Below are 13,922 nucleotides of genomic sequence, written 5' to 3' on the forward strand. Positions count from 1 at the left end.
TTTGGCTAAAATCCTTCTGTAGCAACTATTTGCTCATAGCTTCCAGTACTCGGTTCAAGAGCACTGCAGCTTCAGCCCGGGTAGCAGTCCCATAAGGCACAAATGCCCCATGATCTCTGCCCTTGATTAACTGGGTCTGCTGTCCGTATGTCACAGCCTCAGCGGCATAGTCCGAAATACGGGCTGCATCGCTAAATGTCCCGGTAAGAGGCTGGCTGATGAGCTTCACGTCCGCTTTCTGAAGCACTTGATAGAGCATCACAGCCATATCCTGTCTTGTGATAGCTTCATTGGCACCGAAGCTGCCATCTGGGTTGCCTTTAACGATTCCTAGCAGCTGAGCTGATTGTATAGCTTGATAATACCATGCGTCCGGCTTCACGTCCGCGAAGCCCGCAGCCTTCCCTTCTCCTGTCAGATCCAAGGCCTTCATCAGCATTTGTAGGAATTCAGCTCTCGTTACCGCCTTATCGGGCGCGAACTGCCCCTGTCCCATACCCATCAGAATACCTTTGGCGGCCATGGCTTCTACAGCATCCTTCGCCCAAGGCAAGGCTGCTAGATCCGAGAATCGATTAGGGCTGCTAAATGCGGTATATTTGCTGAAATGCTCGGGACGGAAGGTCACTCTTCCATTACCTATGTCAAAATATACGGCCTTAACAGGTTCAAGATTGCCCTTCTCATTCACATGATAGACCACGACCTGACCCGGGTGCTCATCATGATTCAGCTTATACGGAAGAGATACCTGTACATCTCTATTAGTCCAAGTCAGCTTTCGTCCATCGAGCAGCAGATTAAAGTCATACACCGGATGGCTGCCGATTGCTGAAGCGGATTGCAGGGGAATAGAGGACGGGCTTACCGTCGCAATAGAGAGTTGAAGCTCGCTGTTCTCATTCAGCTGATAACCGCTGAGAATATTTCCATTAAGCAATACGGCTGCGCAGTTTATGTTAACAAGCAGACTCTGATTCTGTGAATTCGCCTGCTCTGCAAGCCATTTGGCCGGTACAGCAACCGATTGCAGCTTCTCCGTATGAGCTGATTGAACGACGATGGAGACCTGACCGCCCGTATGTTGGGCTGCAGCTTCACGGAGCTGCTCCATGCTAACCTGAATATCACCCGTTGTATTTCCCGCCTGGATCTTGATATCCGAGCCGCTGACCAAAATTACCGGCTGATTTGCCGAGGGATCAGACTGCGGACCAGTTGAACCCGGTATAACTGGAGCATCTCCGGATGGGGAACCTGAACCCGTGCCAGCCGGGACCAGTCCCTTAATCGCGTCATTCAGGCTGGCGACTGCATGATCCACTTCACTCTGCTGAGCCTGCGGATCGGCAGCCGTCTCTTTGGCTGGCAATAAAGCCTGTTGCAGCAGGTTCCAGCTTGCCGCTGTATACGAAGCTGAAGCGAATCCATTTGCCTTGTCGATTAGCTGTATAAGCTGAGATTTGTCCGGGATAGCCAGACCATAGGCTTTGAATTCACTGATACCGACCCAAGTCGGCCCGCTAACAATAGTCACCTTCACATATCTGGCCTTCGTATTATCCGGCAGCACATGCTTCGGTGTCATAGTAGTAATAACATCGCTTGTTGTATCGATAACCTTAATGTACGTATCATTGTCTTCTGAAATTTCAATAGTGTATTTCAATCCGCCGCTCCAGAGCAGCATCTCCACCTTGCTGAGCAGCTTGGATTCTCCGAAGTCAATCTTCCACCAGCTTGGGCCGCCTTGGTCGGTGCCCCAAGAGGTCGTGGTATTATTGTCAATTGCTCCTTCAGGTGAATTGGCCTTTCCGCCTCCAGAGCCTGCATTGCTCGAAGAAGTGACCGCTGCACCTGCAGTCAGCGATTGAAGAGGAACCAAACTGGCGATCGCGCTTTGAAGCGCAGTAAGCGCGGATTCCACCTCAGACTGAACCGCGTCTGACTTGGCAGCAACCGCTTCAGCTGATGAAATTGCATTCAGGAGCTTGTTCCAGCTTGACTTGGAATAACTCGTTGAATCCATGGTTTTCGCTTCAGCAATCCGGGCAACCAAAGTGATCTTATCGACATTCGACAGACCCGCTATGGCGCTCTGAAGACTGGCTGCCGCAGTATTAACTTCCGTCTGTGTTACCTTGTTGTTCACATATACACTTTCCGCCTTGGATAATGCCGTCAGTAAATCGGCCCAGGTTACCGCGCTCCAATCGGCCTGCTTCAAAGCTTTAGCTTCGTCAATGGCCGACTTCAGAACCGACTTGTCTGGCGTATTAATCTGAAGACTGTTCATAGTGGCAGACAGCGACTCTGCCGTAGAGTCCGCATCAGCCTGAGTTAAGCCGAGTTGATTATACCTGCTTTGAGCATTCGCTAGAACCGGCTGTAATATCTCCCAGCTTCCTGCAGCAAAGTCAGCTTGAACGAGAGATGAGGCTTTAGCTATAACCGCGGCCAATTCCGCACGATTCGTGGGCATTACAGGAAGCCCAAGCTTATACACGTCTAGAGAATTCAAGGCATAACCCGCATAGGACTGACCGCCATTGGCAGGGTATTCCTTGTAATCGAACATGGCCTGATTCTCCCAGGCATCTCCTTCACTAGCCACCCAACCAACATTTGCCGTGATCCAGGCAGGCTCCCAATAGAAGAATCCGGCCCCTTTCTGATCCGGCACCTGAACCAGTGCCTCCATCACAGCTTTCATAGCATCATACTGGCCTTGTACGGTTGCCGGGAAGGTAGCGCCGCCGATCAGCTTGGATGGAGAATTGATCACATTCTCATGAGCATCCCCTTCCTTAAAGGTGAATGGATAAGAAGTCTCAGCGATGACCACTTCCTTACCGAACTCCTGCGCCATCCCGTTCATCGTCTTCTGAACGTCAGCAAAGGTCCCGTGCCAAAATGGATAATAAGACAAACCGATGATATCGTAAGGTACACCTCTCTTGTTCAGCTCACCGAAATACCATTTGAACGTGTCGTATTTCCCGCCTTCAGCCAAGTGAATCATAATCTTCACCTGCTCTCCTCCGGCGACGTCTCGTACACCCTGAATCCCGCTCTTCAGAAGTGCAGCGTTCTTATCGAAATCCGGGGTCGAATTAAGTCCATTCAAGAGACCGCTGTTAATCTCGTTCCCGATCTGAACCATATCCGGCATCGCGTTCACCTGCTTCAGATCATTGACGACCTGCCGGGTATAGTCATGAACGGCTGTCTCCAGATCACTTTGAGACAAGTCTTTCCATGCAGCAGGCGGTATCTGCTGTCCAGGGTGGGCCCACTCATCAGAATAGTGAAAATCCACCAAAAGCTTCAGACCCTTGGACTTCACTCTTTGAGCCAGCTTGATCACATCGGCTTCATTATTGTAACCGCCCGATTTCTTGGGATCATTCCATAGACGGAGCCTAACATAGTTCACTCCGCGGTCTTTAAGAATATCCAGCAGATCCCTCTGAACTCCATTACTGTCAAAATATCGTCCTCCATGATCTTCAATGGCGGTTAGGGTGGAGATATCCACACCACGGATGAAATCATCCCGATATCCGCTAACCGTGATGGATGCCTCTGGCTTTATTAAAGAGCCTTCCACGGTTCCTTTCACGGTAATAGTTCCAACCGAAGAGTAGGAGCTTGCAGGTATGGAATCCCAGACCACATTCACTTTCCCGGAAGAACCATCCTGGTAATAGGCGAGAACCTCGGCCGGCAATGAAGGCGCAGCGCCGGTACTTGTGCTGGAGGTTACAAGCTCATACCCAGTGATTTCAGCGGGATCCTTGACCTCTTGCTTCTGCCATATTTGCAGCTCCTTAATTCCCGGCCACGTCCCTGTCTCCCCATACTTATTAACAGTGAGACGAACATACCGGATGTTAAGGGAATCGAACTTAAGTGCTGCGAGCTGCTCCGCATTCGCATTCCCCATCTGATCAGCGACCACCGTCCAGTTCTGATTATCGGCAGAAGCCTCTATTTTGAACTGAACAACTACTTCGTCCTTCCACAGCACATCGGCTCCGGACAACGAATATGTATCACCTAGATCCACTTCAACCCAGCTGCCCGGATTAGCGTTGGATGCATTCCAGTGGGTCCCTGTGTCTCCATCCACAATATGTTCCTTGGCACTGCCCCACTCTGTATATTCACTGCTTGTGGTTACCGTCTTGTTCAGCGCCAGATTCACTGCCGCCGCCTCAGCGGTGGATGCTGAGATGCCAAAGTAAGGCAGTAGTAATGTAATTACGATTATACGGCTTACCCATGCTCTACCTCTCTTCATCGCCAAAATCTCCCCTTTACTAAATGTGCATGTAATGCCACTTTAATTGTAAGCGCTACCGGGATAACACTTACAGGATACAAAACAAACATTCCTGCAGTTAATCCAACCTTCTTCGGAATGTAGGGCACTGTACAGGAAGATGAATCAGCACGAATAACCCCCAAAGTGCATTTACTGCACCTTGGGGGCTGGGCTTCATTTATCTTCTCTTATTTAGCTCAGATTAAGTTGTTCTCTCCTCGCGGGTTCTCAGTTCCTCGCCCATCCCTCTGAGAAAATGAAGGGCAGTGGAAATGGATGCAAGTACATCCGGGTCACGGAACTGGCCGACAAGTCCCCACATGGTTGCGGGCTTCTCCTGTTCCTGCATTGCCTGGTCCAACCCCTTTCCAAGGCCTGCCATAAGCTTCTCGGTTCTCATGGGATCAAGCTTGCCCAGGAATTGGCTCACCAGAATCACGTTCTTTAGCATGCCCGGGATATTGGCCACGTTGATGAACTCAAGTCCGATTTTCTCCAGACTCTTGCGATTCTGAAGGACGCCATGACCAATATCAAGCACACCGGCTTGATCAAGCTCGCCCAGAATGCCCAGAAATGAGACGATCGTATCTCGATTAGAGCTAAGAGCATCAAGGATTTGCTGTACCGCTTCATCTTGGGCTTCCTGCTTGGTAGGAACGATTCGCTCAATGGTTCGAATGGGTTTGGCCATGTTCTTCCCTCTCTTTACGAATAGTCTCCTCAACGGGCTCGAAATCCGGACGGTTCCATTTCTCCTCCACCTTGACACCGATCTGCGGGTTGCGCTTGGCGAAGCGATGATTCACTCTTGGCAGCGGAATTTCCCCCTTCGGTTCAAGAACCTCCATCTTAACATTCATTTCTTTATAGTTCGGAGTATGGGTATTCTTGTCGTAATAGCTGCTCGTCAGACGGTTAACCGCCTCATTCTCGTCCATGGTATTCATCGGCAGGTACAGCTCCTTGCCTTTTACCCGGTCTGTGACGATCACGGATACTTTCACTTGGCCGTAAGGGGAAGTAAGGCGAACTTTGGTCCCGTCTTCAAGCCCTCTTTCCGCAGCCAGCTCGGGTGAGACCTCCAGCCAGGTGCCTGGAACTTTATGTTTGATCGCTTCGGATCGATAAGTCAGATTCCCCTCATGGAAATGCTCAAGAATCCGGCCATTGTTCAGATGAAGATCAAAGGATTTGTCATCCGGTACAAATGGAGGTGTCCAATCCACCGGATACAGGCGTGCTTTGCCGTCTGGGAAAGCGAATTTGTCTTCATACAGAATCGGGGTCCCTTGGCCATCCGGATGCACCGGCCATACCTGGGTGTTCCAGCCTTCAAGGCGTTCATAACTTACTCCTGCGAACATCGGTGTAAGGCTGGCCGCCTCGGCCATGATTTCACTTGGATGCGTATAATTCCAGCCCTCTCCCATCCGGTTAGCCACTTCCTGAATGATCATCCAATCCGGCTTCGATTGTCCCATCGGCTCGAATACTTTGTAGAATCGCTGAATGCGCTTCTCCGTATTGGTGAACGTTCCGTCCTTCTCCAGGCTCGGCGCGGCTGGCAGCACGACGTCAGCGAACTGAGCAGTACGGGTCAAGAAGACATCCTGTACCACGAAGAATTCGAGCTTCTCGAACATCTCCTCCACAAAGTTCGAGTTCGAGTCCACGAACGCCATGTCTTCTCCGAACAGATACAGTCCCTTCAGATCTCCATTCTGGATTCCGTCTACCATCTGATGATTATCGTATCCAGGTTCCTCCGGCAGCTTGGTATTCCATGCCTGCTCATACCGTGCACGCACGGCTTCATCCTTCACGAATTCGTACCCCGGGAAATATGCCGGCATGGTTCCGAAATCACATGCTCCCTGCACATTGTTGTGCCCCCGCAGCGGATAAGCTCCTGTTCCTGAACGTCCGAAGTTGCCTGTAATCAGAAGAAGATTACAGATGGCCGTACTTGTATCGGTAGCACCCATATGCTGCGTCACACCCATGGCCCACAGAATACAAGTTGAGCCGGATTCATGAATGAGGGTAGCCAGTCCAATCAGCTCATCCATTGAAAGCCCGGTCATTTCAGAAGCGTATTCCATCGTATATTTGCTGAGAGAAGCCACATATTCCGCATATCCATTCACGCGCTGGGCAATGAACTCATCCGCCTGCCATCCTTGATCAATAATATATTTTGTTATAGCCGACAACCAGATCAGATCCGTCCCCGGCTTAGGATGGATATGGAGATCAGCGCGCTGCGCCATCTCATTCTTCCGGATATCCGCAACAACCAGCTTTTGACCATGAAGCTTGTGAGCCCGCTTGATCCGCGTTGCTAGCACCGGGTGGGATTCAGCCGGATTCGCCCCGACGATAATCACCAGCTCGCTGCTTGCAATATCGTGCATAGTACCGGAATCCCCGCCAAGCCCTACGGTTCTAAGCAGACCCGCCGTTGCCGGCGATTGACAGTACCTGGAACAGTTGTCCACATTATTGGACTGCATAACAGAACGAGCGAATTTCTGGAAAATATAGTTCTCTTCATTGCTGCATTTGGAAGAGGCAATATAGCCAATGGAGTGAGGACCATAGGTATTCTTGACCTCACCAAGCTTGCTCGCAATCAAATCCAGGGCCTCGTCCCAGGAAGATTCCACAAAGGTGTCGCCTTTGCGAATCAGCGGCTTGGTCAGCCTTTCCGGGCTATTTACGAAATCCCAGCCCCACTTGCCCTTCACGCAGGTGGATACTCCGTTAACAGGCGCATCAACCGTTGGTTCGATCTTCAGAATGTGTCTATCCTTCGTCCATACCTCAAAGCTGCAGCCGACACCGCAGAAGGTACATACGGTTTTGGTTCTTTTTATTCTCGATTTGCGCATAGCGGCTTCCATCTCGGAGATCATGAAGATTTCACGATAACCCGGCTCGATTTCCTTGGTAAGATCAATCATCGGCTCAAGCACGTCTGATCCGATTCCCGTCAAGTAGCCCGCTTCGCCCAGCATCGATTTCTCCATAAGCGCATTACATGGGCACACGTTGACACAGTGGCCGCAGGAGACACAGGAAGACTGATCAATCGGAACATCCTGGTCCCAGATCACTCTAGGTCTCTCTCTTGTCCAGTCTATGGAGAGCGTCTCGTTCACCTGCAGATCCTGACAGGCTTCAACGCACCGACCGCACAAGATACACTGGTTCGGATCGTACCGATACATCGGGTGAGACATATCCACTTCATACGGCTTCTTCTCAAAGACGTACTTCTGATGGTCCATCTCCAGCTTCTCCGTCGTGTTATGTACAATGCAGTTCCCGTTATTATTGTCGCACACTGTACAATAGAGCTCGTGATTCTTCAGAATTCGCGACATTGATTCCATCTGAGCTTCCTTCACAAGAGTGGACTCGGTCGATATTTCCATCCCGTCCTGAACAACCGTGTTGCAGGCTCTGACTAACTCGCCGTTCACTTCTACTAGACAGGTGTCACAGGTCTGAATCGGCCCTAACTGAGGGTTGTAGCATATACTTGGCACATATACATCACTCAGTGAAGCGGCCTGAAGCAGGGTCTGGCCAGCTTCGCATTCCACCTCTTTACCATTCATGCGAATTTTCACGTTAACCGTTTCCATGAGTTCACCTCTTGTAAGGGCATATTTTTCACCACTATTACTTACCCGGATGGATGGATGTCCGAACTAATTATTATACAAATCTTTAAATAGATTATGTCCAAAACTCCATGGTTTTATTTGCTAGGGAATCGATTTAATGGTTTTCAACCTGTGTTTTATAATTTACAATCGGTGATGTTGATATTTCAAAGGTAACTTATGATGGAGGTTCACATGGACAGACGATTATATTATCTAGACAACCTGCGTGTGTTTCTGACTATGCTGGTTGTGGTGTTTCACACTTCGATTGCCTACGGTGCAGGAGGATCATGGATTCTGGAGGACGTGGATAAGAGCCAGTTCACGCTATCCATGGTCCTGCTCACCATTTTCACTCTTGTTAATCAGGCTTACTTCATGGCTCTCTTCTTCTTTCTGTCTGCCTATTTCATTCCGGGTTCTTATGATCGTAAAGGGCCTTTGCAGTTCATGAAAGACAGGTTAATCAGACTGGGTATTCCTCTTCTAGTCTATTATTTCGGCATAGGACCTATGACGATCTGGTATGCCAGGTATCGCGGGATGGAGACGCTCGGAGAATTCTATGCCAGCCGGGTGTTCAGCTTTCAGACTACGTTCTTCGGTCCTGCATGGTTTCTGGAAGCCTCACTCTGGTTTGCGGTAATTTACACCTTATTACGTCTAATACTGAGATCTTACGCCAAGGACTCCGATCGAAGGTATTCTGCTAGTTTCCCAACGAACAGAATACTACTAATCACCGCGCTGTTTGCCGGTATTACAGCTTTTGGGCTACGTCTAATATTTCCAACGGGTACGGGACCTCTGGAACTGCAGCTCGGTTATTTCCCTTTATACATACTTCTATTCTGTGCAGGTATTATTGCGCGTCGGAACAACTGGTTAGATCAGATTCCTGCAAAAATGGCGGCAGCATGGCGGTGGATTGCCATTGGAGTGATTCCCCTGCTTCCGATCGGCCTCATTCTAACCGGCGCGCTGGAGGGTAACCTGCAACTATACGGTGGAGTTAATATCCAGGCCTTGCTCTATGCGATATGGGAGCCTTTCGTCTGCTTCGGAATTATTCTGGCACTTCTGGTCCGGTACCGGACAAGGTACAACAAGACGAGCGCTTTCCGCAGCTGGCTCTCCAAGCACGCCTATACGGTCTTTATTATTCATCCTCCTGTCATTGTAGGCTGGACGATGGCGTTCCATGGTCTCCCCCTTCCTCCGATTATGAAATGGGTGCTTGTCTCGGGACTTGCGCTGGTCACTTGTTTTGCTGCAGCCGGCCTTATTCGTGCTGTTCCAGGGACGCAGAAAGTATTATAATCTGGTCTTATTCAGGTCCTATCTTACTAACAACAAAAACAGCAAGGTCAGCACCAACTGTGCTGAGCCTTGCTGTTTTTTGAAATGTGATTATACAGCTCTCTTGTTCTTGTTGTAGATATCGAACGCTACCGCCAGCAGCAGGACAAGACCCTTAATTCCCTGCTGCCAGTCAATACCGAGACCGACCAGAGACATCCCGTTATTCAGCACGCCCATGACCAGACCTCCGATGATGGCTCCAAATACCGTGCCGATCCCGCCTGAAGCGGAAGCGCCGCCAATGAAGCAGGCTGCAATCGCGTCAAGTTCAAAGTTCGTACCTGCTTTTGGAGTAGCTGCATTCAGACGAGCTGCGAAGATCAGACCGGAAATGGCGGCAAGCACTCCCATATTAACGAAGACCCAGAACGTAACTTTCTTCGTCTTGACCCCAGACAAGCCGGCAGCCTTCTCGTTGCCTCCAAGTGCGTAGACATGACGGCCCATAACCGTCTTATTCATGACGAAGGAATAGATTACGATCAGCAGGAACATAAGAACAAGAATGTTCGGTATTCCTGAATAGGTGGCGAGCATATAGGTGAACACATTAATAACCACAAGCAGAATGACCAGTTTGGCGATGAACAGCCCCTGTGGAATCACATCGAAATTATATTTCCGATGCTGGGCCCGGTCACGCACCTCATTAATCACATAGATCACCGACAATACAATCCCTGCAAGCAGAGCTACTAGATTCAATCCTCCGCTGCCCAGATCAGGGATGAAGCCGGAACTGATCTTCTGAAAGCCGTTCGGGAATGGAGAGATCGACTGTCCTTCAAGAACGATCATGGTCAGACCCCGGAAGAGAAGCATTCCGGCTAGAGTTACGATAAAGGCAGGTATCCGCACATAGGCCACCCAGAATCCTTGCCAAGCGCCGACCAAGGCGCCGACCAGCAGAGATACAATGACTGCGAGAACAGGTGACAGGTGCATATTCACCATCAATATAGCCGATATCGCTCCAACAAAGGCAGCAATAGAACCGACAGACAGATCGATATGACCGGTAATAATAACAAGAACCATACCTATAGCTAGGACAAGAATATAACTGTTCTGAAGAATCAGATTCGTAATATTGATCGGCTTAAGCAGCAGGCCGCCGGTTAACACCTGGAACAGCACCATGATGAAGATTAGAGCGATGATCATCCCGTACTGCCTGATATTATTTTTAAACAGTTTGGTTAGCGTTTCCATGTTGTGCCCCTCCCGTTCTGGTCATATACTTCATTAAAGTCTCCTGTGTTGCATCCTCCCGCTTCACTTCTCCGGTTATCCGCCCGGCGCTCATCACATAGATGCGGTCGCAGATTCCCAGAATCTCCGGCAGCTCGGAAGAGATCACAAGGACACCCTTGCCCTCATCCGCCAGCTGGTTAATGATGGAGTAAATTTCATATTTGGCCCCCACATCAATCCCGCGGGTCGGTTCATCGAGAATCAAGATATCCGGTTCGGCAAAAATCCACTTGCTAAGTACGACCTTCTGCTGATTCCCGCCGCTCAAATTCCCAGTCTTCTGCAAAATATTCGGCGTCTTAATCTTCAGCTTCTTCCTCATCTCTTCAGCAACGAGGATCTCCTTCTTGTCATCGACCACCATATTGGATGACAGCTTGCCAAGACCGGTAAGCGAGATGTTGCGCTTGATATCATCCATCAGAATAAGCCCGTAATTCTTCCGGTCTTCCGTGACATAGGCGAATCCGTTCTCTATAGCTTGATTCACTGTATGATTCTGTATCGGTCTGCCATCTTTGAACAGCTGGCCGGTAATGTTCTTGCCGTAGGCCTTGCCGAAGATACTCATAGCCAGCTCCGTCCGTCCTGAGCCCATAAGTCCGGCTATCCCCACAATTTCTCCCTTGCGGATATTCATGTTAATTCCATCCAGTACTTTACGACCAGTCTGCTGCTCGTGGTAGACCGTCCAGTCCTTCACTTCCAGGATGACCTCACCGATCTTGGATTGATGAGCCGGATAACGGTTCGTCAGGTCACGGCCCACCATTCCACTGATAATGCGATCTTCAGTTATCTCATCCTTATGCATATCCAGTGTCTCAATGGTCTGCCCATCCCGGAGAATGGTCACTGAATCCGCAACCTTGGAGATCTCATTCAACTTGTGCGAGATCAAGATTGAAGCGATGCCCTGTCTCTTGAATTCCAGCATAAGCTGCAGCAAATTCTCGCTGTCATCCTCATTCAGCGCAGCTGTAGGCTCATCCAGGATTAATAACTTCACCTTCTTGGATAACGCCTTGGCGATTTCAACAAGCTGCTGCTTGCCGACTCCGATACTGCCCGCGAGCGTAGTTGGAGACTCCTTAAGTCCAACCTTCTCAAGCTGCTCCCGCGTCTGAAGGATCGTCTCTTTCCAGTTCACAATGCCGCCGCTCGCACGCTCATTACCAAGGAAGATGTTCTCGGCGATCGATAGATAGGGAATCAGGGCCAGCTCCTGATGGATGATCACGATGCCAAGCTCTTCACTCATCTTGATGTCCTTGAACTGACAGACATTTCCCTCGAATCGAATCTCCCCTTCATAGGTTCCATAAGGATATACGCCGCTAAGCACCTTCATAAGTGTTGATTTGCCGGCGCCATTCTCACCGCACAGTGCATGAATCTCGCCAGCGCGGACTTGAATGTTAACATTCTGCAGCGCCTTGACGCCGGGAAAAGTCTTGGTTATATTTCTCATTTCCAGAATAACTTCCGACATGAAATACCCTCCTCCACTTACTTAAGTCCAATCTCTTCCTTGGTGTAATAGCCTGCGTCCACGATTTCTTTCTGCACATTGGAAGCGTCTACAGAAACCGGGTCAAGCAGGTAGGCCGGAACGACCTTGACGCCATTGTTATAGGACTTCGTATCATTGACTTCAGCCTGTTCGCCTCTGAGAATACTTTCCGCCATGTCTACCGTCTTCTCAGCCAGCTTCCTCGTATCCTTGAAGACGGTCTGAGTCTGTTCTCCAGCCACGATGGATTTGATTGAAGCGAGCTCTGCATCCTGACCTGTCACGACCGGAAGGGGCTTGTTCTTCGTTCCATAGCCAACCCCTTTCATAGATGAGATCGCTCCAATACTGATCCCGTCATAGGGTGACAACACTGCATCCAAATTTTCACTGGAATAATAGGCGCTGAGCAAATTATCCATACGTGACTGGGCCAAGGCGCCATCCCAGCGCAGGGTAGCAATCTGAGCCATGGTTGTCTGCTTGCTTCGTACAACAAGCTTGCCTGAATCGATATAAGGCTTCAGGACGGACATCGCTCCGTCGAAGAAGAAGTAGGCGTTATTATCATCAGGTGAACCTCCGAAGAGCTCAATATTGAACGGCCCTTTCCCTTCCTTCAGCCCAAGCGCCTTCTCAATATAAGACGCTTGAAGCACCCCAACCTTGAAATTATCGAAGGTGGCATAATAACTGAGGTAATCGGTATTCTTGATCAGCCGGTCATACGAGATGACCTGAATGCCCTGGGCATGCGCCTTACTGATGACGTCCGTAAGCGTATTACCATCTACCGGAGCAATCACAATAACCTTGACTCCTTTAGTGATCATGTTCTCAATCTGTGAAATTTGGTTCTCAATGACGTCCTCCGCATACTGCAAATCGGTCTTATAGCCTCTCTCCTGAAAAAGTCTGACCATATTCTGTCCGTCAGCCACCCAGCGCTCTGACGACTTCGTTGGCATGGCGATGCCGACATAACCCTTATCGCCGCTCCCTTTGCTCTCTGCATAATTGCATGCCGTGAGTGCCACGAACATGGCAAGCACCAGGAGCAGGGTTAACCCTTTCTTCATAAAGAACTTCCCCTTTCGCTGTACACGCCGCAGGACAGCGCTTACACAATGACCTGCTGCTCAACGGAATTTCGCTTTGCAAGAATTATGGTAACACCCGGCCTGCTGGCGGGTCTTTGCACACAGGCAACCTTTTTTATAAAAATCAGACTTCGTATTTCTGAGCAGCAAAAAAGCAGCCATGACGAATTTCTTCGTTCATAGCTGCTCGATTATGAAAAATGTATAATTACCTGCTATCCGGGATTTCGCTAAAGGCAGCTCCCTTACGGTATTGATTGGGAGAGACGCCCATGACTTTCTTAAAGGCCGTGCTGAAATAATGCTGACTATCGTAGCCGACCTGTTCGGCAATCTCAAGAATGGTCAGCTCCGTAGAATTCAAAAGCTGGATCGCCCTGCGTATTCGCAAATGCATAATGAACCCAACAAAGGAGGTGCCAAGTTCCTTCTTCAGCATCCGACTAAGATAGACCGGGGATACTTGAAGCGTTCTAGCAAATGCCTCCAGGGTAAGATTAGGATCATGATAGTAATCATGAATATACTGCCTTGCCCGCCTTACTAACGGAGAGAGCTGAGATTCCTTATAGACCTTCTCCAGACATGTCTTATAGATAAGACCGACGGCGCCAATCTCTTCATGAACTTCTTCAAAATGCACGTTCACAGCAATCTTTAAGTACTGCTGAGCGGCTCGCTCGATTTCG

Annotated in this window: 8 protein-coding genes; 1 reads left to right on the forward strand and 7 read right to left on the reverse strand. The window is 49.6% G+C overall.

Annotated elements, in window-relative coordinates:
• Window positions 1-25: 25 nt before the first annotated feature.
• The 3 genes from ACEN86_RS11465 to fdhF form a co-directional block, all read right to left on the reverse strand.
• The gene (locus tag ACEN86_RS11465) at window positions 26-4,303 is read right to left on the reverse strand and encodes a glycosyl hydrolase 53 family protein (protein WP_495630777.1); all 4,278 of its coding nucleotides are present in this window, start codon (window positions 4,301-4,303) and stop codon (window positions 26-28) included.
• 226 nt (window positions 4,304-4,529) lie between these two features.
• Window positions 4,530-5,021: a helical membrane plugin domain-containing protein gene (locus ACEN86_RS11470; protein ID WP_495630778.1), complete on the reverse strand. Its 492-nt coding sequence runs from the start codon at window positions 5,019-5,021 to the stop codon at window positions 4,530-4,532.
• Complete coding sequence (fdhF, locus tag ACEN86_RS11475) at window positions 4,996-7,980, reverse strand: formate dehydrogenase subunit alpha (RefSeq protein WP_495630779.1); 2,985 nt, start codon at window positions 7,978-7,980, stop codon at window positions 4,996-4,998. The genes ACEN86_RS11470 and fdhF overlap by 26 nt, the downstream gene beginning before the upstream one ends.
• Window positions 7,981-8,196: 216 nt before the next feature.
• On the opposite strand from fdhF, the gene ACEN86_RS11480 reads away from it, so the two are divergent.
• Window positions 8,197-9,324 (forward strand): acyltransferase family protein, encoded by a 1,128-nt coding sequence (locus ACEN86_RS11480; RefSeq protein ID WP_495630780.1) that lies wholly within the window; start codon window positions 8,197-8,199, stop codon window positions 9,322-9,324.
• Between the two features lie 90 nt (window positions 9,325-9,414).
• Here the strand turns inward: ACEN86_RS11480 and mmsB are convergent, their stop codons facing one another.
• The 4 genes from mmsB to ACEN86_RS11500 all read right to left on the reverse strand — a co-directional run bounded on the left by mmsB (window position 9,415) and on the right by ACEN86_RS11500 (window position 13,876).
• A complete protein-coding gene (gene mmsB, locus ACEN86_RS11485; RefSeq protein ID WP_495630781.1) occupies window positions 9,415-10,578 on the reverse strand; it encodes a multiple monosaccharide ABC transporter permease in 1,164 nt (387 codons plus the stop codon).
• Complete coding sequence (gene mmsA / locus ACEN86_RS11490) at window positions 10,553-12,112, reverse strand: multiple monosaccharide ABC transporter ATP-binding protein (protein WP_495630782.1); 1,560 nt, start codon at window positions 12,110-12,112, stop codon at window positions 10,553-10,555. The genes mmsB and mmsA overlap by 26 nt, the downstream gene beginning before the upstream one ends.
• A gap of 17 nt (window positions 12,113-12,129) precedes the next feature.
• Entirely contained in the window at window positions 12,130-13,212 is a 1,083-nt protein-coding gene (gene chvE, locus ACEN86_RS11495) for a multiple monosaccharide ABC transporter substrate-binding protein (protein WP_495630783.1), read from the reverse strand.
• 229 nt (window positions 13,213-13,441) lie between these two features.
• A complete protein-coding gene (locus tag ACEN86_RS11500; RefSeq protein WP_495630784.1) occupies window positions 13,442-13,876 on the reverse strand; it encodes a helix-turn-helix transcriptional regulator in 435 nt (144 codons plus the stop codon).
• Window positions 13,877-13,922: the final 46 nt, after the last annotated feature.

Source organism: Paenibacillus sp. Paensp111 (assembly GCF_059492195.1).

Coding starts and splice junctions, on each gene's coding strand:
- ACEN86_RS11465 (WP_495630777.1), bottom strand. CDS start 4,303: ATGAAGAGAGGTAGAGCATGGGTAAGCCGTATAATCGTAATTACATTA.
- ACEN86_RS11470 (WP_495630778.1), bottom strand. CDS start 5,021: ATGGCCAAACCCATTCGAACCATTGAGCGAATCGTTCCTACCAAGCAG.
- fdhF (WP_495630779.1), bottom strand. CDS start 7,980: ATGGAAACGGTTAACGTGAAAATTCGCATGAATGGTAAAGAGGTGGAA.
- ACEN86_RS11480 (WP_495630780.1), top strand. CDS start 8,197: ATGGACAGACGATTATATTATCTAGACAACCTGCGTGTGTTTCTGACT.
- mmsB (WP_495630781.1), bottom strand. CDS start 10,578: ATGGAAACGCTAACCAAACTGTTTAAAAATAATATCAGGCAGTACGGG.
- mmsA (WP_495630782.1), bottom strand. CDS start 12,112: ATGTCGGAAGTTATTCTGGAAATGAGAAATATAACCAAGACTTTTCCC.
- chvE (WP_495630783.1), bottom strand. CDS start 13,212: ATGAAGAAAGGGTTAACCCTGCTCCTGGTGCTTGCCATGTTCGTGGCA.